Source organism: Achromobacter marplatensis (genome assembly GCF_002209535.1).
Classification (GTDB): Bacteria; Pseudomonadota; Gammaproteobacteria; order Burkholderiales; family Burkholderiaceae_B; genus Achromobacter; species Achromobacter marplatensis.
This window is the reverse complement of sequence record NZ_NJIG01000001.1, coordinates 662,986-686,289: the sequence shown is the minus strand read 5'-3', so window position 1 is coordinate 686,289 and position 23,304 is coordinate 662,986. Positions and strand designations below refer to the sequence as shown.

The window sequence follows — 23,304 nt, the reverse complement described above, 5'->3', positions numbered from 1 at the left end:
GGGTCAGGCCGCCGGGCGCGACAGGTTCAGATGGTCGCGCAGGGTCGTGCCGCCGTATTCGGTGCGGAACAGCCCGCGCCGCTGCAATTCGGGAATGGCCAGACGGACGAAGTCTTCGATGCTGCCGGGCACATAGGGCGCCTGGATCATGAAGCCGTCGCACGCGTCGGCGCGGAACCATTGCTCCATACGGTCGGTGACCGTCTCCGCGTCACCGATGAAGTCGCGCAAGGTGCCCACGCCATAACGATGACCCAGTTGCGACAGGCTGAGGTTCTGCTTGCGCGTCAGTTCCGCCACTTCCTTGTAGTGCCCTTGCACGCCCGGCACGTCCATGTCGGGCAGCACCTCGTCCTGCGGGAACTGCGCCAGGTCGATGTCCAGGTGATACGACAGCGTCGACAGTCCGGCTTGCGGGGTGGCCAGGCCGTTCAGCAGCGCATCGGTCGCCTCCGCCGCCGCGGCGGTTTCGCCCACGATGGGTACGATGCCCGGCAGGATCTTCAGCGTAGCGGGGTCGCGGCCATGGGACGCGGCGCGTCCCTTCATCTCTTGATAGAACGCCTGGGCCGACTCCAGCGACGAATGGTTGACGAAGATCACGTCGGCCCATTTGGCGGCGAAGTCGCGGCCGCGGCCCGAGGCGCCCGCCTGGATGAACACCGGGCGGCCCTGCGGCGGCCGGCTGACATTCAACGGCCCCTGGACGCGGAAGTAGCGTCCTTCGTGGTTGATCGCCTGCACCTTGGTCGGGTCGGCGAAGAGCGGTGCGTCTTTGTCGCGCACCACGGCGCCGTCCTGCCAGCTGTCCCACAGGCGGCAGGCGATCTCGACGAACTCGTCCGCGCGGTCATAGCGTTCTTCGCGCGACAACTGGTCGTCGCGTCCGAAATTGGCGGCCTCTGCCTGCTGGAACGACGTGACGATGTTCCAGGCCGTGCGGCCCGCGCTCATGTGATCCAGCGTGGCCAGCGAACGGGCCACCGCGAACGGCTCGAAGCACGACGTGGAAATGGTGCTGGCCAGGCCCAGGTGCCGTGTGGCGGCGGCCACCGTGGCCAGCACGATCTGGGGTTCCAGCCGCAAGGCGCCCAGCGCGCCGTAGCGCAACTGGCTGTCCATGCTGCCTTCGTGGCGTTGCGGCACGGCCAGGATGTCGGCCAGGAACAGCAGGTCGAACTTGCCGGCTTCCAGCAGGCGGCCCAGATTGGCGTAGTACTGCGGCGACAGGATGTCGGTGTCGGCTTGCGGGTGGCGCCAGCCGCCATGGTTGCCCGAAACCGGGCCGGCCTGGACGAAGGCGGCCAGATGCATCTGGCCTTGTGATTGGTATTGGGACATGACGGGGGACGGCGCTTGTCGCGCGAGGGATAGGAAGAGGGTTCAGCCCAAAAATTATAGGGATGAAAGCTATGCCGCACGGCTATTAGCGAATAACGCACGAGTCTTTGCGCAGGCCTGCGCCAGCGGCCACAATTCCCGGTTCCGCAGCGGTTTCTCGTTGCGCCATGTCATGATCAAGCAGACTTCCATGTTCAAATTTCTACGCCATGCGCTGGCCGCCAGCCTGGTGCTGTGCGCCGCCTCGGCCCACGGCGAAACCATCAAGCTGGGCACCATTCTTTCCACCACCGGCCCTGCGGCGTTCCTTGGCGAGGACATGAAGGACGGGATGCGGATCGCCATTGACGAAATCAACGCCGGCGGCGGCATCAACGGCAAGCAGATCGATTGGGTGTTCTACGACGCCGAAAGCCAGACTGCCAAGGCACTGGCGGCCACGCGCCGGCTGCTGTCGCAAGACAAGGTCGACATCCTGGTGGGCGGCGGCAACATGAGCGGCATCGCCCAGGCCATGGTGCCGCTGGCGCAGCAGGCGCGCACGCCGTTCATCTCGACCGAAGGCGCGGCCACCATCGCCAGTCCGGCCAAGGAACGCGAATGGGTCTTCAAGAGCACGGTGGACGACAGCCAGGTCTTCGCCCGCCTGGCCGACTACTTCAAGAAGAACGGCATCACGCGCATCACGTTGCTGCATGACACCAGCGGCTTTGGCCAAGCCGCCGCCGATGCGCTGCGCGCGTTCGCGCCGGGCCAGAACCTGCAGGTCAACTACGAGGCCTTTGCGCCGTCCGACACCGATCTGACGCCGCAGCTCACGCGCATCCGCGCAAGCGACACCCAAGCCATCGTCTGCTGGACGGTGACGCCCGCCGGCGTGATCTTCATGCGGCAGGCCAAGCAACTGGGCCTGGGCGACCGCAAGTTGATCCATAGCTACGGCTTCGTGTCGCAGCGCTATATGGAACTGGCCGGCGCCGACGCCGACGACGTGCTGCTGGTGTCCGTGAAGTTCCCCGTGGGCGCAGACCTGCCGGATGACGACCCCTTGAAAGCCCGCATCGCCGCGCTGACCGAGAAATTCCAGGCGAAGTTCAAGCGCGCGCCCAACCAGTTCGTGGCGCAGACCTATGACGCCGTCTGGCTGGCCGCGGGCGCGCTGGCCAAAGGCCCCGAGAAAGACCGCGTGCGCGCCGCGTTGGAAGGCACGCGCCAGTACGAAGGCGTGGGTGGCGTGTTCAACTTTTCGCCCGACAGCCATTCGGGCCTGGCCAAGAGCGACATCGTGCTGATCAACTGGAAGGACGGGCGCTTCCGCTTGGCCGACTACCGGTAAGCGGGCGGCATGCTGGACGCTCAATTCATACAGCTGCTGCTGGCGGGCCTGGGCACGGGCGGCATCTACGCGATGATCGCGGTGGGCTTCAACATCATCTTCAAGAGCACCGGCGCGCTGAACTTCGCGCAGGGCGAATGGGTGATGATGGGCGGGCTGTTCGCCGCCGTGGCCGTGTCAGAGATGCCGGTGTGGCAAGCCTGCCTGCTGGCCACCGCCGCCGTGACGCTGGTGGGATGGCTGTCGGACCGCGTCGTCATCCGGCCCTTGCGCAACCATGCGCCGCTGACGCTCACGCTGGTGTCGGTAGGCTTGGCCATCGCCAGCAAGAGCCTGGTGATGCTGACCTTGGGCAAGAATCCGCAGGGCTATCCCGGCCTGTCGGGGGCCCGCAAGTTCGAGGTCCTGGGCGCGCACGTGGACGCACAGACCCTGTGGATCCTGGCCATCACGGTCGTGCTCATGCTTCTGACGCATGTGTTTTTCGCGCACACGCGGTATGGCACGGCCCTGCGCGCCGCCTGCGCCAACCCCGAGGCGGCCGCCTTGGTCGGCATCAGCCACCGGGGCGCGATCGCCGCGTCCTTTGCGTTGGCAGCGCTGTATGGCGGCCTGGCTGGCGCCATCATCACGCCCATGACGCTGATGTCCTATGACAGCGGCGCGATGCTGGGCTTCAAGGCCTTCAGCGCCGCCATGCTGGGCGGGCTGGGGAACCTTTATGGCGCCTTGTTGGGCGGCCTGTTGCTGGGCGTGCTGGAAACGTCCATCGGCGGCTACCTGACCACGCAATTCAAGGATGGCGTGGCCTTCCTGGTGCTGCTCCTGATTCTGACCGTACGCCCGCAAGGGATATTGGGCCGTCCCGATGTTGTCAAAGTTTAAGGGGCGTCCCAAGACGCCCGCAGTGGCGCGGTCCGCGGGCGCCAGCCTGCGCGTGCTGGGGTTGACCTGGCTGATCCTGGCGGTGTGGCCGCTGGTGGCGCCCAACGATTACCTGGTCAGCCTGGGCGGCACGTTCTTCATCAACCTGCTGCTTGTCCTGAGCCTGAACCTGCTGGTGGGTTATGCGGGCCAGGTGTCGTTGGCACACGCCGGATTCTTCGGCCTGGGCGCCTACACAAGCGGCGTGCTGTCGGCCAGCCTGGGTTGGAGCCCCTGGGCCGGGCTGGCGGCGGCCCCCGTGCTGTGCGCCTTGGTGGCCTTGTTTGTCGGCATTCCGACCTTGCGCCTGCGCGGCCATTACCTGGCAATGGCCACCTTGGGCCTGAACGCCATCCTTTCCGTGCTGTTCGTGGGGCTGGTCGGCATCACCGGCGGGCCCAACGGCCTGATCGGCGTTCCGTCGTTCACGCTGGCCGGCTGGGACCTTGGCGTGCCCGCCGCCTTCTTCTTCCTGGCGTGGACCGTGGCGGGGCTGGCGATGCTGGGCTTGCGCAACCTGGTCCAGGCACGGGCGGGCCGCGGCCTGCGCGCGCTGGCTGCCAGCGACATCGCGGCCGCGTGCATGGGCGTGCCCGTGCTGCGCTACAAGCTGACGGTGTTTGCGCTGAGCGCGGCGCTGGCCGGTGTGGCGGGCTCGCTGTACGTGCACCAGAACAACTACGCTTCCCCCGAAACGTTCTCTTTCTTCAATTCGGTGCTGCTGCTGGTCATGGCCGCTATTGGCGGGCTGGGCCGCTACTGGGGCGGATTCCTGGGCGCCTTGCTGTTTACGGCGCTGCCCGAACTCATGCGCAGCATCCACGACGCCGAACTGCTGGTCTTTGGCGTGGCGATGATCGTGGTCGTCGGTTATCTGCCGGCCGGCTTGGCCGGGCTGCTGGACAACCGGATCAAGCGGCGGGGAGGGCAGCCATGAACGTCTTGCTGCATGCCCAAGGGATCAACCTGGCGTTTGGCGGCTTGCAGGCCCTGGACGACGTTGCGCTATCCGTCCTGCCCGGAGAGATCCATTCCGTGATCGGCCCCAACGGCGCCGGCAAGTCCACGCTCTTCAACGTGCTGACCGGGGTGGCGCGGCCGGACGCCGGCGCCATCACGTTCGACGGTGAACGCATCGAACGCCTGCCGCCGCACCTGCGGGTGTTGCGCGGTATGGCCCGGACGTTCCAGAACCTGCAGATCTTTCCGGAACTGTCGGTGCTTGAGAACGTGTTGGTCGGTCGCCATGCCCGCACGCGTAGCGGCTTTTTGCAAGGGATACTGGGTACCGCGGCCGTGCGGCGTGAACGCGAATCCGATATCGATATTGCCCACGCCAGACTGGCCGAGCTGGGCCTGGATAAGCGCGCGGCCCAATTGGCGGGCAGCCTCAGCTACGGCGACGCCAAACTGATGGAAATCGCGCGCGCCATGGCGTCGGAACCCCGCCTGCTGTTGCTGGACGAGCCCATGGCCGGCTTGCCGGCGGAAGCCGTCGCCCGGGTTGTCGAGGCCACGCGCGCCTTGAACCGCCAGGGCGTTGCCGTGTTGCTGGTGGAACATAACGTGCGAGTCGTGATGGAACTGTCGCACCGGATCCTGGTGCTGAACAACGGCCGCCGCATCAGCGCCGGCACGCCTGCCGAGGTCCGTCAGGACCCCGCGGTGATCGAAGCCTATTTGGGGGTGGCGACCGATGCCGCTTGAAGTACGAGGCCTGACGGCCGACATCGGCGCCGTGCGGATTCTGCAAGGCCTGGACCTGGACGTGGCCGAGGGCGAGGCGGTTGCGCTGATCGGTAGCAACGGCGCGGGCAAATCCACGCTGATGCGTTCGGTGGCCGGCCTCTTGCGCCCCATCGGCGGGTCGGTCCGCTACGGTGGCGCCGACCTTGGCCGCCTGAGTGCCGACAAAGTGGTGCGCCTGGGGCTGGCGCTGGTGCCCGAAGGGCGCCAGATATTCGCCCCGCTGACCGTGCGCGAGAACCTGCTGATGGGCGCCTACGCCAAACGCGAAGGCCCGCGTGAACTGGAGCGCGTGCTGGCCGTGTTTCCGAAACTGGCGGCCAGGCTGCAGCAACTGGGCGGCACCTTGTCAGGCGGCGAACAGCAGATGCTGGCGATCGGCCGCGCGCTGATGAGCGCGCCACGCCTGTTGTTGCTGGACGAGCCGTCCCTGGGGCTGGCGCCCAAAGTCGTTGCCGAGATCTTCGAGGTGATCGGCCAACTCGTGGCCAGCGGCACCTCGGTGCTGCTGGCCGAACAGAACGCCGCCATGGCGCTGCGTGTGGCCGGCAGGGGTTACGTGCTGCGCGCAGGCAACATCGTCCTGTCGGGCAGCGCGCGGGCGCTGGCGGACGATCCTTCGGTGCAGCAGGCGTATCTGGGCATTTAGGTAGACAAACCGATCAAGCAGCCGTCCAGGACGAGTCCGGAATGCGGCTGCCGGGTGGACGGCCGCTTGGGCGCCGTCGTCCCTTGCCGCGTGCGGTCAGTGTTCCGGCTTCTTGGGGCGCGCGAAGGCGTCTTGGCCGTCGGGTGCCTGTGAGCCTCCAGCCGGATATCCTGAATTCGTGGCCGGGTCGGGATTGACATCGCCGGTGGGTGGCCCGCTGGCCGCTGGTTGACCCGTGAAACCGGTCTCCGCGCGGTCTACGTGAGGAGAGGGCGGTGGGTTCGGGGCGGGTGCGGGTTTTGAATCGGTCATGATGGCTCCTGAGTGCAAATTTGGCGGCATGCGCTGAGGGAAATGGGTCGGCACGCAGCCATACGCCGGATTGGGGTGTCGGCCGATCGGATACTCGCAACTCGCGTTCCCGTGTCGCGCCAAACATCGAGTTTTTTGCAGGGAAAGCAGGGCAAGAACGCTGGGGAGATTGTGGCTGAAGCCCCAGTGCCTCTCGCTGTGTATAAAATACGCATAATGTGTATTATGTAAAGTAAGAATGATGGGTTTCCAGCCAGGTCCCTGGCCTGCACCTGCCTCATCCGCCTTTCGCCGACCGATTCAAGGCCGTGGCATGAGCCAAAACCAGGCTGGTGCGCCAACGCTTAGCCACAACGCCAGGATCAACACCGCACCTGCCTTGCTTCGCGGTTTTGCGCCGGCCGAATCCATCCACGCCTCGGCTTGGCCCCTGCATTCGACAAGCGGACTCAGTGCATAGGCGACCACGAACACGCCTACCGCCTTCGCATGCCAAGGTGTCCGCGGGTGTTTGCCGGCAAACCAAAGGGTCAAACCGTCACGTTTGACGCGTTTGGCCCAAGCCTTGAGCCGTTCACCGGTGTTCATGGGATTGCCGTCGTTTTCGAACAGGATCTGCACTTTGCCATGTTGCGCCCAACCACTTGCGATTACCTACTATTCAATGATTCCAGAATCGTTGTATGATTTAACTTATGAATGAAGATCAAGCAGTTCTCGCCCTCGGTGCCCTGGCCCACACCCAACGTCTTCGCGTGTTTCGCGCGCTTGTTGTGGCTGGTCTGGGTGGTCTCACGCCCAGCTTCCTGGCCGACCAGCTCGGCATCGCGCGCAATACCTTGTCTTTCCATCTGAAGGAGTTATCGCACGCAGGCCTGGTCAGCATCGAGCAGCAAGGCCGGAACCTGATCTATCGGGCCGACTTTTCCCAGATGAACGGCCTGCTCGGCTACCTCACCGAACACTGCTGCCAGGGCGCGCCCTGCGAGGCTTCCGATCCCGGCGCCTGCACTACCTGCTGAATCCTCCTCCGCTATTGCCCGGAAATCCCATGTCGCACTCCCCTTTCAACGTGCTGTTTCTTTGCACGGGCAATTCCGCCCGCTCCATCTTGGCTGAAGGCCTGCTCAGAGGCATGGGAGGCGACCGCTTCCACGCCTATTCGGCCGGCAGCACCCCTCAAGGCCAGGTGCATCCGCTGGCGCTCGCCACGCTGGGCTCCTTTTCATTGCCGACCGACGGTTACCGGAGCAAGAGCTGGGACGAATTCGCGGAATCGGGCGCGCCAAAAATGGACTTCATCATCACTGTCTGCGATAACGCCGCCGGAGAAGTTTGCCCGGTGTGGCCGGGACAACCCATGACGGCACATTGGGGAATTCCTGACCCCGCGGCATGCGAAGGAACCGAAGACACTCGTCGCAAGGCGTTCCATGACGCCGCGCGCGTACTTAAGCGCCGCCTTGAGCTATTCCTGTCTCTGCCTATTGACCGCCTGGACGCGATGTCGCTGCAGGCTGAGTTGCGCGGCATCGGCAAAGCGCAGGAGTAAGTCGATGTCGTCCGCTACACAAACGGCGCCCGCGCAGCAAGCGCGGGTCGGGTTGAGCGCCTTCGAGCGTTACCTGACGCTCTGGGTGTTTCTCTGCATTGTCCTGGGGGTGGCTCTGGGTCAACTTATGCCTGCGCTATTTCAGGCCATCGGGCATCTGGAGGTCGCGCAAGTCAATCTGCCCGTGGGCATGTTGATCTGGGTGATGATCATCCCGATGCTTCTGAAGGTGGACTTCGAGGCCTTGGGCCAGGTCAAGCAGCATTGGCGCGGTATTGGCGTAACGCTGTTCATCAACTGGGCGGTCAAGCCGTTCTCCATGGCGTTCCTGGGGTGGCTGTTCATCCGGCAGGTCTTTTCCCCCTGGTTGCCTGCCGACCAGGTGGATAGCTACATCGCGGGTTTGATCCTGCTTGCCGCCGCCCCGTGTACGGCCATGGTGTTCGTGTGGAGCCGGCTGACCGGCGGTGATCCGGTGTTCACACTGTCTCAGGTTGCGCTGAATGACGCGATCATGGTGTTCGCCTTTGCACCGATTGTCGGCCTGCTGCTTGGCCTGTCGGCCATCACCGTGCCCTGGAATACGTTGCTGGTTTCGGTCGGGCTGTACATCGTGATCCCCGTGATCCTTGCTCAACTCTGGCGTCGCGCCCTGCTGCGTCGCGGGCAGGACGCATTCGAGGCCGCGTTGGCGCGAATCGGGCCGTTTTCGATGGCAGCGCTGCTGTTGACGCTGGTGCTGCTGTTCGCGTTCCAGGGCGAAGCCATCATCGGCCAGCCGCTCGTGATCGCCATGCTGGCGGTGCCGATCCTGATCCAGGTGCTCTTCAATTCCGGCTTGGCGTACTGGCTGAATCGTCGCGTGGGAGAAAAGCACAGCATCGCTTGTCCGTCAGCACTGATCGGCGCCTCCAATTTCTTCGAGCTCTCCGTCGCGGCCGCAATCAGCCTGTTCGGATTCCAGTCCGGCGCCGCGTTGGCAACCGTGGTGGGCGTGCTGATCGAGGTGCCAGTGATGTTGCTGGTCGTGCGCGTGGTGAACCAGTCCAAAGGCTGGTACGACGCGGGCGCCCGTCGGAGCTAGCCGGTGGCAGGAGCTCCGGTCCGAGTGGTCGGTAGGCTGGGCGCCGCCCAGACATTGGCCTGGGCATCGTCCTACTACCTGCCTGCCGTGTTGGCCGCTCCGATGGCCGATGAACTGGGCGTTCCAACGCCAACGGTCTACGCGGCATTCTCCGGCGCAATGGTGGTGTCGGCACTTGTCGGCCCCTGGGCAGGCCTTGCGATCGACCGTCACGGCGGCCGCATCGTCCTTGTTGGCACGAGCCTGATGTTCGCGCTGGGATTGGCCATGCTGGGGGCGGCCCAAAGCCTATGGGCAATGGTTGCCGCTTGGCTCATCCTCGGCTTGGCAATGGGTGCCGGCCTGTACGAAGCCGCATTCTCCAGCCTCGTTCGCCTGTACGGACATCACGCGCGCGGCGCGATCACCGGCATTACGCTGATTGCGGGCTTTGCCAGCACCGTTGGCTGGCCGCTATCGGCCTGGATGGAAACACGGTTCGGCTGGCGCGAAGCATGCCTTGGTTGGGCGGGCCTGCATTTACTGATCGGTGTGCCCCTCAATGCCTGGCTACCGAAACTGCCGACCTCGCCAAACGTCGAAAAGCCAGTCGTGGCAGCGCCGACAGAAGCGGTTTCCTCCCCTGCCACTGCTCCTCCACCCAAGCACCAAAAGTTTGCAACCGCCCTCCTCGCCTTCGTCTTCGCCGCCACTTGGTTCATCAGTACCGCCATGGCGACACACTTACCGCGCATGCTCGAGGCTGCCGGCGCCACCTTGGCCGCGGCGGTTGCGGTAGGTGCGCTTATCGGTCCTGCACAGGTGGCCGGCCGCGTGCTGGAGTTTGGATTTCTGCGACACGTTCACCCCCTGCTGTCAGCACGCTTGGCCGCGATGGCGCACCCCGCGGGTGCGGCGGTGCTGCTGATGGCGGGACCGGCAATGGCGCCGGTATTTGCCGTTCTCCACGGCGCCGGTAACGGCATCCTGACCATCGCGAAGGGCACCTTGCCGCTGGCGCTATTTGGCTCAGACGGGTACGGCGCGCGCCAGGGTTGGCTGATGATGCCCGCGCGGATCGCGCAGGCGGCGGCTCCGCTTCTTTTCGGTCTGGCACTGGACGCATGGGGGTCCAACGCGTTGTGGTTGTCCGGCGCCATCGGGCTGGCCGCCTGTGGCGCACTGCTGCTGTTGCGCGCCCAGTCGCCCGCGCAATGAATGAAGTTTCAGTTTTGCATCAATGGAGGTTTGCATGAGTTTCCCCCCCAACTATCACAACGTCGCCAACGGCACATCGCGCTACGTCGATCTGCCCAACATTGATCCGTCGTTGTTGGCCCCCCCCTCCTTTGCGGCCTTGTTCTCGCCCCAGCGGGCTACCCACGCGCCACGTTTCCTGGTGCTGTATGGGTCATTGCGCGAACGCTCCTACAGCCGGCTGGTCGCAGAAGAATCTGCGCGGCTGCTCCAAGCCTTGGGTGGCGAAACCCGCATGTTCAACCCGGCCGGACTGCCGCTGGTCGATGACGCCACTGACGACCACCCCAAAGTCCGCGAGCTGCACGAACTGGTCCAATGGGCCGAAGGCATGGTGTGGAGCTCGCCGGAGCGTCACGGCGCCATGACGGGTCTGATGAAGACGCAGATCGACTGGATTCCCCTGTCGATGGGCGCCGTTCGTCCCACCCAGGGCAAGACGCTTGCCGTGATGCAGGTATCGGGCGGATCGCAGTCCTTTAACGCCGTGAACCAGATGCGGGTACTGGGCCGGTGGATGCGGATGCTGACCATACCGAACCAATCGTCGGTGGCCAAGGCGTACCAGGAGTTCGATGATGCCGGGCGCATGAAGCCTTCGCCCTACTACGACCGTGTCGTCGATGTGGTCGAGGAATTAATGAAGTTCACCTTGCTCACGCGCGATGTGGCGCCGTACATGGTGGACCGCTACAGCGAACGCAAGGAAACGGCCGCCGCCCTCTCCCGCCGGATGAAGCAAGGCTCGATATAACGGTTTTCTGCGCCTCTTGCACCGGCGCCACGATGTGGCGCCGGCATTTGCAATGCTATTTCTTCGCCGCAATATTCACATTGGCCTGGCGGCCCAGCGATTATGTTGCAGCCGTTATTGATCCATTGATGTCTCATTAATATTTTAATCCGCCCCGCGCGTTAGTCTGCATATTTGTTTTCTGTTTGGTGCGGTGATCGTATTTGGTCATTCAATGGCCAGGCATTAAAACCCGCAGGGTTTTTATCGGATCTTGCGCGCAGCGATATCCTGCATCTGCGCCCTCCCCTTGGGACTGTTCCACGCCCTTGCGGCAAGCCCTTTCAGCCCCGTTGTGCTACCTGAACCGGCCCTATTTCAATAATATAAAAGTGTATCAATTAGCGCCAGTTTTACGGTTTGGATGGTATCCATCCATCAGCTCTGCACGCATCGGTTGGTATCCTTTTTTTCATACTAGATAATAGGGATGGTATCCATCCATTAATTCTTGGTATTGCAAAAAAATTGGTATACATTGCGTCCTTTTTTTCGACCGCCCATTTCGTCCGCGCAGATTGGATCGTTACGTAAGCATACGTTTGCTGCGATCCGGTAATGCTTGGACATCAGTTTATTAATCGAAAAATAGGACCCAAGTTTTGATATACGGCACAAGAAAGTGGCTGACCGCGACGCTCGCGCTGAGTACCTCTTATTGCGGTGGCGTTACGGCCGCCGACCTGACTGTTGCGCCAGGTAATACGCAGCTATTCGATGGCTCGGCCAACTTCCCCGGCGGCGTCGATGTGAATGGCGGCACGGTGGTGATCGGCGGCAACGGCGGCGGCGCCGGCGTCACGATCAATGGAAACGTCAATGCGGCCTCCAACGGCATCGTCTCGGGCTTCGGCTCGATCAATGGCGATCTGAACCTGACGGGAAATGCCCGCGTTGCGCCCGGCTATTCGGTCGGTACGCCGACCGGCGTCTCCAACGGCAATTTGGGCGTCACCGGCAACCTGTCGATGAGCAATGCCGTGTTCGACTTCGAAACCGGCTATGCGGGCCTGCCGATCACGCAACCCGGCACGGGCGACAACATCACGGTCGGCGGCAACGTTGCCCTGAACAACACCACGCTGAACGTCTCGGTGAACACCCTGGGTGTCAACGCCGGCTACTACCGGATCATGTCGTACGGCGGCACGTTAAGCGGCAACGGCCTGTCCTTGGGCACGGTGACAGGCGATTCCGTGCCGGGAGCCACCATCCAGTCGTTGACCGGCGACAAGCAGATCAACCTCATCCTGGGGCCCAGCACGACCAACCTGTGGAACGGCAACGGCGCGGCCTCCGCGACGCGGGCGGGCGGCGGCAATGGCACCTGGAGCGCCGCCAGCACAAACTGGAACAGCCCGACCAACGCCACCGGCGCCCTGCCCGATGGCGGCTATGCCATTTTCACCGGCGCGACCGGCACCGTCACGGTTGATGGCAGCGCCGGCCCGGTCCGCGTGTCTGGCATTCAGTTCGCCACCGATCGGTATCGTCTGCAAGGCGCGCCCATCACGCTGGTCGGCAGCGGCGGCAATCCGCCGGTCCTGGTCGTGGGCGACGGCACCTATGCCTCCGGCCAATTCGTCGACACGATCGACAACCCGCTTCAAGGCACGCAGGGTTTTGTGAAGACGGGCCCGGGGTCGGTGATCCTGACCGCGGACAGCAGCGGCCTGACCGGCCCCATCCTGATCGCCGACGGCGCGCTGGAAATCGACGGCAAGTTGAACGGTCCCATGGATATCGGCCGCGAAGTCGTGCTGGCGGGCGTGGGCCAGGTGGGCACCACCACCCTCTACCCCACCGCGGTCATCTCGCCGGGCAATGACGGCTCGCCCATTGGCACGCTGACGGTCAACGGCAACCTCACGTTCGGCGAAAACACCATCTATCGCGTGCACGCCGACCCGGCAAGCACCGCCAGCGACCGCATCCACGTCACGGGCGTGGCCTATCTTGACGGCTCCGTGGCGCACGTCGGCCCCGACGGCAACTATGCGCCGCGCACGACCTACAACATCCTGACGGCCGACGGCGGCATTCAGGGCCGGTTTACAGGCGCATCAAGCGCGTATGCGTTCCTGACCCCCACGCTCAGCTACGACGCCAAGAACGCCTTCATGACGCTGACCCGCAACGACGTGCCGATCGGCAGCGTGGGCGAGACGGGCAACGAGAGCAGCGTGGGCGGTGCGTTGGATAACGAAGATCCGCCCGCCACCGGAAACGGCTCCTCGTCGACCGGGAATGGATCGGCAGCGGCCGGAAACGGCGCTGCATCGGCCGACAATGGAACGTCGTCGACCGCAAACGGATCGACCAGCACCACGACCACCACGACCGAACCGCCGGTGGTTGGAAGCGGCATCGCGGCGGCCAAGGACACGGGCGCCAGCCAGGTGGCAGCGGCCGTCCTGACCATGACGCCGGGCGAAGCGCGTTCGGCCTTGAAGATGCTGTCAGGCGAAGCGTACGCCAGCACCGCCAGCGTGTTGCAGAGCCAGGCGGACACCGTGCGCACGCTGCCGCTGGCCCACTTGCGCGGCAACCTGGACGCGCCGACGCTTGCCGGACGTCCGACGGCCCAGTTGGGGGCATCGTCTTCCGACGCCTTGCCGCAAAGCGGGGCGTCCCCCGTCTGGGCGCAAGCGTTCGGCAACTGGAGCAAGTTCGGCGGTGACGGCAACGCGTCCAGCGTGAGCCAATCGGCCGGCGGGCTCTTCGTCGGCGGCGACGGCGCCGTAGGCGGCGGCTGGCGCTTGGGTGGCGCGCTGGGCTACATCGGCAGCCACAACACGATCGCCGATGCGTCGTCGCGCACCAACGTCGACAGCTATACGGCGACGTTGTTCGGTGGACGTAATGTCCAGGCCGGACCTGGCCATTTCCGCTTCATGGCGGGCGCGGCCTACACCTGGCACGACATCGACGCCAAGCGTGACGTGGCGGCCGGCAGCCTGAACCAGCGGCTTGAGTCGTCCTATCGCGCGTCGTCGACGCAGGTGTTCACCGAACTGGGCTACAACCTGCCGCTGGGCGATGCCTACACCATTGAACCCTACGCCGGCCTGGCCTGGAACCAGTTGCGCACGCGCGACTTCCAGGAATCGGGTGGCTCGGCGGCCCTGCACGGCGCTGGAAACACCGATGACGTGACCAGCACGACGGTGGGCCTGCGCGGCGCGTGGCAATTCGGTTCGGACGTTGCCCCGGGCCGCCTGACCGCGTCCTTGGGCTGGCGCCATGCAATGGGCGATGTGAAGCCCAGGCAGGAACTGGCTTTCGACGGCGGCAGCACGTTCTCGGTGACGGGCGTTCCCATTGCGCGCGACGCGGCAGTGCTTGGCCTTGGCGCTGAAATGGCCATCACGCGCAACACGACCGCAGGCATCGCCTACGACGCGCAGTTCGGCGGCGGCAACCGTCAGCAGTCGGGTCAGTTGAAGCTGGCCGTGCGCTTCTAAGCCAAGGCTGGAAGATGCGCAGGCGTCGCGATCGCGGCGCCTGCGCTCTGACCCACGGCCAAGCCCGCCTTCAGGCGGCTTGGCGTGCGGTCACGCTGGCGGGGTTCCAGCGACGGCCGGGGACCGCGGCCAGCAATGCCTGCGTATACGGATTCGTGGGGTTGCCGAAAACCTCGGCGCAAACCCCCTCCTCCACTACCCTGCCGTCCTTCATGACCGCTACGTGGTCGCAGACCTGCGCGGCCACGCGCAGGTCGTGCGTGATGAATACGATCGACAGCCCCAGTTGCTGGCGCAACCGCGCCAGTAGCGCCAATACCTGCGCCTGCACGGAGACGTCCAATGCCGAGACCGGTTCATCGGCGATCAGCACTTGTGGCCGCATGGCCAACGCCCGCGCCAACCCCACGCGCTGGCGCTGCCCGCCCGAGAATTCATGCGGAAAGCGCCGGATGGCGTCCGCCGACAATCCCACCAGTTCGAAAAGCTCTTGCGCAAGCGCCAACGCCTCACGCCTGGGCATGCCGTGCACCATGGGGCCCTGGGCCACGATGTCGCCCACGCGTTGACGGGGATTCAGTGATCCATAAGGATCCTGGAACACCATCTGCACCAGCTTGGCATGCGCGCGCCGCGCCGAGCCGCCCTTGAACGCCAGCGGCTTTCCGGCCAGCGTGATGCTGCCGGCATCGGGCGGCAGCAAGCCTAGCAGCGTGCGGGCCAATGTGGATTTTCCCGATCCGCTTTCACCGACGATTCCTAGCGTCTGGCCCTCGCGCAAGGTCAGTTCGACGCCGTTCACGGCGTGTGTCACGCGGCTGGGGCGTCCGAACCAGCCACGCTTGCGATAAATCTTCGAAAGCGCCTTCGTGGCCAGGATGACCGGCGCATCGGCGTCCAGCGTCGAGCGGGCTTCGGCGGGCGCCAGCGGCGGCACGGCGGCGATCAAGGCGCGCGTGTACGGATGCTGGGGGTGTTCAAGCACCTGGTCGGCGGTGCCGCTTTCCACGAGCACACCGCGTTGCATCACGGCGACGCGGTCGGCGATTTCGGCCACCACGCCGAAGTCGTGGGTGATGAACAGCACCGCCGTGCCACGGCGCCGTTGCAAGTCGTGGATCAGATGCAGGATCTGCGCCTGCGTGGTGACGTCCAGCGCCGTGGTCGGTTCATCGGCAATCAGCAATGCCGGCTCCAGCGCCAGCGCCATGGCGATCATGGCGCGCTGGCGCTGGCCGCCGGACAGCTCGTGCGGGTAGGCGTTGACCGCCTGCGCGGGGTCCGGCAAGCGCACGGAATCCAGCAGCTCCAGCGTCCGCCGGGCGATTTCGGCTCTACCCAGGCGCGTGTGCGTGCGAAAGACCTCGCCGATCTGGTCGCCGATGGTGCGCAGCGGGTTCAGGGCGGTCATCGGTTCCTGAAAGATCATGCCGATACGTCGGCCACGCAGGCGGCGCAAGGCGTCCGGCGCCAGTTGCAGCAGGTCTTGCCCTTCCCAATGGATCTGTCCGCCGCTGGCGTGCACGCCCTGGGGCAACAAGCCCAGGATGGCGCCCGCCGTCAGGGACTTGCCCGACCCGCTTTCACCGACCACGCACACGATTTCGCCCGCGTTGACGCTCAAGGTAAGGTCCTTTAACGCGTGGGGACGGTCGGCTCCCGCCGGTAGGTCCACGGTAAGGTTCTGGATGCGTAGCAATTCGGTCATGAGCGTTTCAGCCTGGGATTGAGGGCGTCATTGATCCCCTGCCCCACCAGCGAAATCGCCAGGACGGTCAGCAGGATGGCAACGCCGGGAATGGCGGATACGTACCATTGCACCCGGAGGACTCCCCGGCCGCCGCCGATGAGGTTGCCCCAGGAAGGCACGTTGGGGTCGGACAGGTTCAGGAAGGCCAGCGCGCTTTCCAGCAGGATGGCGGTGGCCATGATGACGCTGGCGTACACGATGACGGGCGGCAAGGCGTTGGGCAGGATTTCGCGGAAGATGAGGCGCAGGTCGCCCATGCCCAGCGCCCGGCCCGCCTGGACGAATTCGCGCGCCTTGAGCGTCAGGAATTCCGACCGCGTCAGGCGCGCTACCGGCGGCCATGACACCAGGCCGATCGCCAGCACGACGGTGTGCAGGTCGGAACCGAACACCGCCACCAGCACCAGCAGCAACAGGAAGTTGGGCAGGATCTGGAAGGCTTCCGTCACCCGCATCAACAGGTCGTCGATGGCCCCGCCGTAGTAGCCGGCCACCGCGCCCAGCGTCACGCCGATCAGCACGGACAATAGCGTCGCCACCAGCCCGATCGCCAGCGTAACGCGTGCGCCGTGCAGGATCTGCGCGGCAATGTCGCGCCCGACCTGGTCGGTGCCCAGCAGAAATCGCGCGTTCTCGCCGGGCCATTGCAGCGGTCTGCCGGCCAGGCTGAGCGGGTTCTTCGGGTACCACAGGCCTGCGCCCAGCGCGCCGGCGCACACCAGCACCAGCAGCACCAGCCCCAGCACGGCGATGGGACTATGGAAATATCGGCGTATCGTTTCCATGGTTCAGCTCCGCGCAATGCGGGGGTCAAGCCGCGCATACAGTAGATCGACCACGAAGTTGATCGTGATCACCAGCAGCGCGGACACGAACACGATGCCCAGCAAGGTGTTCAGGTCGCGCTGGACCACCGATTCGTAGGCCAGCCGGCCCAGGCCGGGCAAGGCAAAGACGCTTTCGACCACGACAGAGCCGCCCAGCATGGTGCCGGCCTGCAGGCCCAGCAGCGTGATCATGGGAAGCAGCGCGTTGCGCAGGATGTGGCGGGCGACCACGGCTGTCTCGCGCAGGCCCTTGGCCCGCGCCGTGCGCACGAAGTCGTGCGTGGACACTTCCAGCATCGACGCGCGCATGATGCGCAGATAGGTGGCCAGGAAGATCAGCGCAAGCGTGGCGGTGGGCAGCACAAGGTGCCAGGCGATGTCCAGGATGCGCGCCCAGCCCGTGTAGCCCGAGGCGATGGTCGCAAAGCCACCTGCCGGCACCCAGTCCAGCCACACGGCGAAGACGAAAATGCCCATCAAGCCGAACCAGAACGACGGCGTGGCGCAAAACACCAGGCCCAGCGTGGAGATCAGCGCGTCCGCCCAGCCGTTGACGCGCCGCGCCGCGATCACGCCCAGCGCCATGCCGCCGGTAAAGGCGAAGGCCAGCGCCGACCCCATCAGCAGCAGCGTGGCAGGCAGGCGTTCGGCAATCACCGTCGAAACGGGCTTGCCGTAGATGGCGGAATAGCCCAGATCCAGGTGCACGAGGCGCCACAGGTAGTTGCCCAGGCGCGACGTCGTGGACTGGTCCAATTCATAGTGCGAACGCAGAGACGCGATGGTGACGGCATCTGCCCCGCCGATCTGCGCCACCAGCGCGTCCACCGTGTCCCCCGGCGCTAATTGCAGCAGCAGGAAGAGACCTGCCAGGATGATCAGCAGCGCCGGCGCGGCGGCCGCCAGCCGGCGGGCGGCCAAAGTCAGGAAACCCATGCCTGCGTCCTAAGCCGAGAGCCAGGCGTCGTGCCAGTCGCTGGACGGCCAGCGCGCATTGTTATGGCCATTCTGCAGCTTGCGGCTGGCGACCGAATAGAACTGCCGTTCCGTCGCCATCCAGATGGGCAGTTCATCATTGACGGCCGCCACCCATTCCGCGTACAGCGCCTTGCGGCGGGCCGGGTCGATTTCGGACGCGGCATCGTCGATCAGCTTGTCCACCTTGTCCGATTGCCAGCCGTACTGGTTGGTCCACGGCGCGCCCGCAGGGCTGCCGGAGCGATACCAGACGGTGGTGGAGACGGCGGGATCGCCGCGATACTGGTGCCAGCCGGTGGCGATATCGAACGTATGGTTCTTGTACACAGACGCCAGCGCGCCGGCGATGTCGTACTGGACGATCTCCACCTTGATGCCCACGGCCTCCAGCGACTGCTGGATGAAGGTGGCCAGCAACGGCACGTCTTCGCCGTTCTGGATGGGCACCAGCTTTAGCGTGAAGCGTGTGCCGCCGGCGCCGCGCTTGTAGCCGGCTTCGTCCAGCAGCGCCTCGGCGCGCTTGACGTCAAAGGGGTACGGCGGCTTGCTGCCAGCCGGAAAGAACGTTTCGGACGTGGACGGGATCGGCCCGGTGGCGGGCTTGCCCAGCCCGTAGAGGAAGTTCTCGATGAAGAAATCGATGTCGATCGCGTGCACGATGGCGCGGCGCACGCGCACGTCGGCCAGCTCTTTGCGACGGAAATTGAATTCCAACGTGTTGTTGAACACGTTGGCCTCCAGCCCCTTGCTGCGGACTTCGAAGCGCGGATTCTGTTTGAGCCGGTCCAGGTCCGCCAGGGTCAGCTGCGAGTACGCGCTCAACTGCAACTGGTCCGTTTCCAGGGCGGCGGTGGCCGCGGACTTGTCCGTGATGATGCGCCACACGATGCGGTCCAGATAGGGCTGGTCGCGCCGCCAGTAGTTCGGGTTGCGTTCGGCGATGATGAATTGCCCCCGCTGGTACTGCACGAACTTGAAGGGCCCCGTGCCCACGGGCGCGGTATTGGCCGGGTTCTCCAGCACGTCGGTGCCCTCGTACAAATGACGGGGCACCAGGTATCCCAGGTCCGCCAGGGCGCGCAACAGCAGATCCAGCGGCATCGGCCGGCTATAGCGGAACACGGCCGTATGCGGGTCAGGCGTATCGACGGCTTCAAGGTAAAGCTGCAAGGCCGTGCCGAAGTTCAGGTGTTTCTTCCAGAGCTCCAGCGCGTTGTACTGCACGTCGGCTGACGTAAAGGGCTTGCCGTCATGCCAGGTGACGCCTTCGCGCAGCTTGAAGGTGATGGTCTTGCCGTCGGGCTCGGTCGTCCATGACGTGGCCAGTTGCGCCACCGGTTGGCCGGCGGCGTCCAGGTCCACCAGCGATTCGATGATCTTGCTGGTGACGATGTACACGCCGGTCGAGGCGCGCAGCGCGGGGTTCAGGATGCGTTGTTCGGAGCCCAGGTGGACGTTCAGCACGCCGCCATGACGGGGAGCTGTGGTCTGAGCCAGCAACGACGTGGGAAACGCCATCGAAGCGGCCAGCGCTCCGGAGGAAAGAAGGAATTCACGGCGGGTAGTACGCATCGGAAGGGACTCTATGGTTCTGCCTGGAAGAAGCTGCGGATCATAGGCCTGCGTTATGAGCCAGGAGAAATGCCGATTTCTCATTTGCTCATGCGTCCGTCCGGCCCCGTATGGCCGATGCTGCGCGCAGCCGGCCTCACGCACCGCGCGTGGTGGTCCCTGGAATGAAAATCAGATATCCACATGCGAATTCAATCGTTCTAGCCTGCCCCCGCCTGCGCCAGACTGCACCTCTTTCCAACGCGAATTCAGGAGCTTTGATGTCTCTCCCGTCAGTCACCGGCCTAGATCACTACATCATCCGGGTCAACGATCTGCAGGCGGCGACCGACCGCTACGTGAAGCTGGGATTCAGCCTCGCGCCGCAAGGCAGGCACCATCGCGGCACGCGCAACCAGACCCTCATTCTTGATGCCAACTACCTGGAACTGCTCTATTTTCCGGAAGAACTGAAAGCGGAATCGCGCTTCAGCGGCTATGAAGACGCCTACGAAGGCCCGGTCGCCACTGCCCTGCAAACCACCGACAGCAGCGCGGTGCACGCGGAACTGGCGCGCCTGGGCATCACCGCCGAGCCGCCGCAAAGCGGCGGCCGCCCCGTGCATCTGCCTGAAGGCAGCGAAGACGCTGCCTGGAACAACACGAATTTTCCGGCCGGCCTGCTGGGCGTGCCCGACTTCTTCACCTGCGGCCACCTGACGCGCCACCTCGTATTCCGGCCGGAATGGCAGGAACACGCCAACGGCGCGCGACGCATCGAATCGCTGATCGCCGTCCACCCCGACCCTGCCTCGCTGCGCGCCGGCTATGAGCGCGTGTTCGGACCGATCGCCATCAGCGAACTGCCCGACGGCGGCCTGCAAGTGCGGCGCGGCAGCCTTCGCATCGACTTCCTGAGCCCCGCCGCGTTCGAACAGCGCTATCCGCGCGTCCGCGTCCCGGCCGGCTTGCCGGCATCGGCCCACGGCGGCTGGTTCGCGGGATCGGTGATCGGCGTGCGCGATCTGGCGAAGACGCGCGCCCTGTTCGACGCCAATCAGGTGAATTACCGCGCCAACGCGCATGGCGAACTGGTGGTACCGCCCGAAGACGGGGCCGGCGCGCTGCAGGTGTTCGTCCAAGAGGCGGCCTGACATGAGCGATACCCTGCCCGATTACTGGGACTGCTTTTCGGTCGATTACGCGGCGGCGCGCCAGGCGTTCGTCGCGGCTGCGACGCAACGCGGTGCGGCCCTGTCCCGCCATGAGCATCCCACGCTGAAAGATCCGCACGGCCAGGCGCTGAGCGTGGATGTTGCCGTGCTGGGCCGTGCCGACGCCCCGCGCACGCATCTGGCGATCAGCGGCACGCACGGCCTGGAAGGCGCGGCGGGCTCTGCCGTGCAGATCGGCTGGTTGCGCGCCGATGGCGGCAATCCCTTGCCCGACGACGTGAACGTGGTGCTGGTGCACGCGCTGAATCCTTACGGCTACGCGTACGACACCCGCACGACCGAAAACAACGTCGACCTGAACCGCAACTTCATTGACCACACGCGTCCAACGCCGGCCAACCCGCATTACGCCACGCTGCATCCGCATCTGATTCCCGACGCCTGGACCGAAGCCAGCCTGGAAGCCGGCGCGCGCGCCGTCGAGGCGTTCCGCGAGACCCACGGCGCCGACGCGCTGTTCAACACCACCGCCAGCGGCCAGTACACGCATCCGGATGGCCTGGTCTACGGCGGCAGCGGCCCCGAGTGGTCCAACCGCACCCTGCGCCGCATCGTCGACGAACATCTGGCCGCCAGCGAACGCGTGGCCTTTATCGACTGGCACACCGGCATCGGCGAATACGGCGAACCCTTTTTCTTGTGCTTTAACGACGAAGACAGCGCCGAACACGCGCAGGCCGCCCACTGGTGGGGCGCCGACCGCGTCCGCGACCAGCGCCCGCATGGCCTGGCGCGCCCCGACTACCAGGGCCTGGTGTTCCGTGGCGTGCAACAGGCGCTGGGTGACCGCGCGCTGGCCGGCGCCGTCGTCGAATTCGGCACGCGCGGCCTGCAGATGCGGCCCGCGCTAAGGCTGGACCAGTGGCTGCGCTTCAAGGCCCCGCACGCGCCCGATGCCGCCCGCGACGCCCAGTTGCGCGCCGACCTGGTCGATGCCTTCGTGCCCGTATCCAGCGTGTGGCGGCGCAGTGCGCTGGCCCACGGCCTGGCCATCACGCGCCAGGCGATCGCCGGCGTGGCCGCTTGGTAAGCCTTTTCCCTATTTCCTCTTCCTACTATTGGCAGTCATGAAAGCAATTGTTTTGCGTGAACACGGCGGCAACGACAAGCTCCGTCTGGAAACCGAATTTCCCGATCCCGTCGCCGGGCCGGGCGACGTCGTCATTCGCGTGCGCGCGTCCTCGTTGAACTACCACGACGTGTTCACGCGCCGCGGCATGCCCGGCATCAAACTGCCCTTCCCCGTGATCATCGGCCTGGACGTGGCTGGCGAGATCGTGCAGACCGGCGCCAACGTGCAGGACTGGAAGGCCGGCGACCGCGTGCTGGTCGACCCGATCGACCGCGTTGACGGCGGCCTGGTGGGCGAAACCATCCACGGCGGCCTGGCCGAGCTATGCCGCGTGCCGGCGCACCAGTTGCTGCGCCTGCCCGATGAGGTCAGCTTTGAACAGGCCGCGGCGCTGCCGGTGGCTTACGGCACCGCGCTGCGCATGATGAATCGCATCGGCCAGATCCAGGCCGGCGAAAAGGTGCTGATCCTGGGCGCCAGCGGCGGCGTGGGCGTGTGCGCGGTGCAATTGGCCAAGCTGGCCGGCGCCGAAGTCATCGCTTGCGCAGGTACGCCGGAGAAAGGCGAAGCGCTGCGCGCGCTGGGCGCCGACCACATCATCCTTTACACCGAGGAAGACTTCCTGAAGGCCGTGCAGGAACGCTTTGGCCGCCCTGCCCGCCGCCGTGGCGCCAAGTCTGGCGGCGTGGACGTGGTAGTGAACTTCACGGGTGGCGACACCTGGGTGAAGTCGCTGCGTTGCCTGCGCCTGGGCGGCCGGCTCTTGACCTGCGGCGCCACCGCCGGCTTCGACCCCAAGGAAGACCTGCGCTACATCTGGACGTTCGAGCTGCAGATCCGCGGCTCCAACGGCTGGGACCGCGAAGACCTGCATGAACTGCTGGAACTGGTGCGCAGCGGCCGCCTGCACGTGGAAGTGGACCGAAGCTGGCCGCTGGAACAAGGGGCCGAGGCATTGGCATCGCTGGAAGATCGCAAGATCGTCGGCAAAGTGCTGGTGACGTCATGAGCAATGTGCTGAACGCCGCCCAGATCCAGGCCAAGTTCGACGATTCGCCCTTCATCGCATGGCTGGGCCTGTCGGTCAGCGCCGTGGACCACGAGCGCGGCGAACTGACCGTGCTGGCGCCGATGCGGGCCGAATTCGAACGCGGTGCCGCCAGCGGCCAATGGCATGGCGGCCCGTTGGCCGCCGTGATCGACACCGTGGGCGATTTCGCCGTCGGCATGCTGCTGGGCCGTGGCCTGCCCACCATCAACTTCCGCGTCGATTACCTGCGGCCCGCCGTCAACACCGGCCTGACCGCGGTGGCGCGCGTGCGCCGCAATGGGCGCAGCGTCGGCGTGGCCGACGTGGACCTCTACAACGACCAGGGCGCGCTTGTCGCCATCGGCCGCGCCACCTACGCCACGCTCAGCCAAGGCTGAGCCGCGTTACCCAACAAGGATGCCAT

Annotated in this window: 21 protein-coding genes; 15 read left to right on the top strand and 6 right to left on the bottom strand. The window is 65.3% G+C overall.

The features are described 5' to 3' along the window. Positions 1–3 precede the first annotated feature (3 nt). Positions 4–1,341: an LLM class flavin-dependent oxidoreductase gene (locus CEY09_RS02985; protein ID WP_208625036.1), complete on the bottom strand. Its 1,338-nt coding sequence runs from the start codon at positions 1,339–1,341 to the stop codon at positions 4–6. Between the two features lie 190 nt (positions 1,342–1,531). Here CEY09_RS02985 and CEY09_RS02980 point away from each other — a divergent pair, with 190 nt between their 5' ends. From CEY09_RS02980 to CEY09_RS02960, 5 genes are read left to right on the top strand one after another with little or no spacing between them, the layout of a single operon-like run. Then, on the top strand, positions 1,532–2,677 hold the full coding sequence (locus CEY09_RS02980; protein ID WP_158218645.1) for an ABC transporter substrate-binding protein: 1,146 nt from the start codon (positions 1,532–1,534) through the stop codon (positions 2,675–2,677). A gap of 9 nt (positions 2,678–2,686) precedes the next feature. After that, positions 2,687–3,562 carry a branched-chain amino acid ABC transporter permease gene (locus tag CEY09_RS02975; protein WP_088587477.1) on the top strand — a complete coding sequence of 292 codons (876 nt, stop codon included), beginning with the start codon at positions 2,687–2,689 and terminating at the stop codon, positions 3,560–3,562. Then, complete coding sequence (locus tag CEY09_RS02970; protein ID WP_088587476.1) at positions 3,546–4,538, top strand: branched-chain amino acid ABC transporter permease; 993 nt, start codon at positions 3,546–3,548, stop codon at positions 4,536–4,538. The genes CEY09_RS02975 and CEY09_RS02970 overlap by 17 nt, the downstream gene beginning before the upstream one ends. Continuing rightward, positions 4,535–5,308, top strand: a complete 774-nt coding sequence (locus tag CEY09_RS02965; protein WP_088587475.1) for an ABC transporter ATP-binding protein — start codon at positions 4,535–4,537, stop codon at positions 5,306–5,308. The genes CEY09_RS02970 and CEY09_RS02965 overlap by 4 nt, the downstream gene beginning before the upstream one ends. Further along, entirely contained in the window at positions 5,298–5,996 is a 699-nt protein-coding gene (locus CEY09_RS02960; RefSeq protein ID WP_088587474.1) for an ABC transporter ATP-binding protein, read from the top strand. Before CEY09_RS02965 ends, CEY09_RS02960 begins: the two co-directional genes overlap by 11 nt. 612 nt (positions 5,997–6,608) lie before the next feature. On the opposite strand, the gene CEY09_RS02955 is transcribed toward CEY09_RS02960, so the two are convergent. Beyond that, entirely contained in the window at positions 6,609–6,896 is a 288-nt protein-coding gene (locus CEY09_RS02955) for a YkvA family protein (protein WP_088587603.1), read from the bottom strand. Between the two features lie 107 nt (positions 6,897–7,003). Here CEY09_RS02955 and CEY09_RS02950 point away from each other — a divergent pair, with 107 nt between their 5' ends. The 6 genes from CEY09_RS02950 to CEY09_RS02925 all read left to right on the top strand — a co-directional run bounded on the left by CEY09_RS02950 (position 7,004) and on the right by CEY09_RS02925 (position 14,437). Then, positions 7,004–7,330 (top strand): ArsR/SmtB family transcription factor, encoded by a 327-nt coding sequence (locus CEY09_RS02950; protein WP_088587473.1) that lies wholly within the window; start codon positions 7,004–7,006, stop codon positions 7,328–7,330. Positions 7,331–7,359: 29 nt separating this feature from the next. After that, positions 7,360–7,860, top strand: coding sequence for an arsenate reductase ArsC (locus CEY09_RS02945; protein ID WP_088587472.1), 501 nt, complete (start codon positions 7,360–7,362; stop codon positions 7,858–7,860). A 4-nt stretch (positions 7,861–7,864) separates the two neighbouring features. Beyond that, complete coding sequence (gene arsB, locus CEY09_RS02940; protein WP_088587471.1) at positions 7,865–8,944, top strand: ACR3 family arsenite efflux transporter; 1,080 nt, start codon at positions 7,865–7,867, stop codon at positions 8,942–8,944. 3 nt (positions 8,945–8,947) lie between these two features. Beyond that, complete coding sequence (locus tag CEY09_RS02935; protein WP_088587470.1) at positions 8,948–10,141, top strand: MFS transporter; 1,194 nt, start codon at positions 8,948–8,950, stop codon at positions 10,139–10,141. A 34-nt stretch (positions 10,142–10,175) separates the two neighbouring features. Continuing rightward, positions 10,176–10,934: an arsenical resistance protein ArsH gene (gene arsH / locus CEY09_RS02930; RefSeq protein ID WP_088587469.1), complete on the top strand. Its 759-nt coding sequence runs from the start codon at positions 10,176–10,178 to the stop codon at positions 10,932–10,934. Between the two features lie 641 nt (positions 10,935–11,575). Continuing rightward, positions 11,576–14,437 carry an autotransporter family protein gene (locus CEY09_RS02925; RefSeq protein ID WP_088587468.1) on the top strand — a complete coding sequence of 954 codons (2,862 nt, stop codon included), beginning with the start codon at positions 11,576–11,578 and terminating at the stop codon, positions 14,435–14,437. A gap of 70 nt (positions 14,438–14,507) precedes the next feature. On the opposite strand, the gene CEY09_RS02920 is transcribed toward CEY09_RS02925, so the two are convergent. From CEY09_RS02920 to CEY09_RS02905, 4 genes are read right to left on the bottom strand one after another with little or no spacing between them, the layout of a single operon-like run. Continuing rightward, positions 14,508–16,145, bottom strand: a complete 1,638-nt coding sequence (locus tag CEY09_RS02920) for an ABC transporter ATP-binding protein (protein WP_088587467.1) — start codon at positions 16,143–16,145, stop codon at positions 14,508–14,510. Then, on the bottom strand, positions 16,142–16,972 hold the full coding sequence (locus tag CEY09_RS02915; protein WP_088587466.1) for an ABC transporter permease: 831 nt from the start codon (positions 16,970–16,972) through the stop codon (positions 16,142–16,144). Before CEY09_RS02915 ends, CEY09_RS02920 begins: the two co-directional genes overlap by 4 nt. A 3-nt stretch (positions 16,973–16,975) precedes the next feature. Beyond that, positions 16,976–17,950 (bottom strand): ABC transporter permease, encoded by a 975-nt coding sequence (locus tag CEY09_RS02910; protein WP_088587465.1) that lies wholly within the window; start codon positions 17,948–17,950, stop codon positions 16,976–16,978. A gap of 9 nt (positions 17,951–17,959) precedes the next feature. Then, a complete protein-coding gene (locus CEY09_RS02905; RefSeq protein ID WP_088587464.1) occupies positions 17,960–19,564 on the bottom strand; it encodes an ABC transporter substrate-binding protein in 1,605 nt (534 codons plus the stop codon). A 260-nt stretch (positions 19,565–19,824) separates the two neighbouring features. Between CEY09_RS02905 and CEY09_RS02900 the strand changes: the two genes are divergently transcribed. The 4 genes from CEY09_RS02900 to CEY09_RS02885 are packed head-to-tail and all read left to right on the top strand — an operon-like array spanning position 19,825 to position 23,278. Continuing rightward, on the top strand, positions 19,825–20,697 hold the full coding sequence (locus CEY09_RS02900; protein WP_088587463.1) for a VOC family protein: 873 nt from the start codon (positions 19,825–19,827) through the stop codon (positions 20,695–20,697). A 1-nt stretch (position 20,698) separates the two neighbouring features. Further along, a complete protein-coding gene (locus tag CEY09_RS02895) occupies positions 20,699–21,808 on the top strand; it encodes a M14 family metallopeptidase (protein WP_088587462.1) in 1,110 nt (369 codons plus the stop codon). A 37-nt stretch (positions 21,809–21,845) separates the two neighbouring features. Further along, entirely contained in the window at positions 21,846–22,859 is a 1,014-nt protein-coding gene (locus tag CEY09_RS02890) for a quinone oxidoreductase family protein (RefSeq protein WP_088587461.1), read from the top strand. Further along, entirely contained in the window at positions 22,856–23,278 is a 423-nt protein-coding gene (locus tag CEY09_RS02885) for a PaaI family thioesterase (protein ID WP_006227806.1), read from the top strand. The genes CEY09_RS02890 and CEY09_RS02885 overlap by 4 nt, the downstream gene beginning before the upstream one ends. Positions 23,279–23,304: the final 26 nt, after the last annotated feature.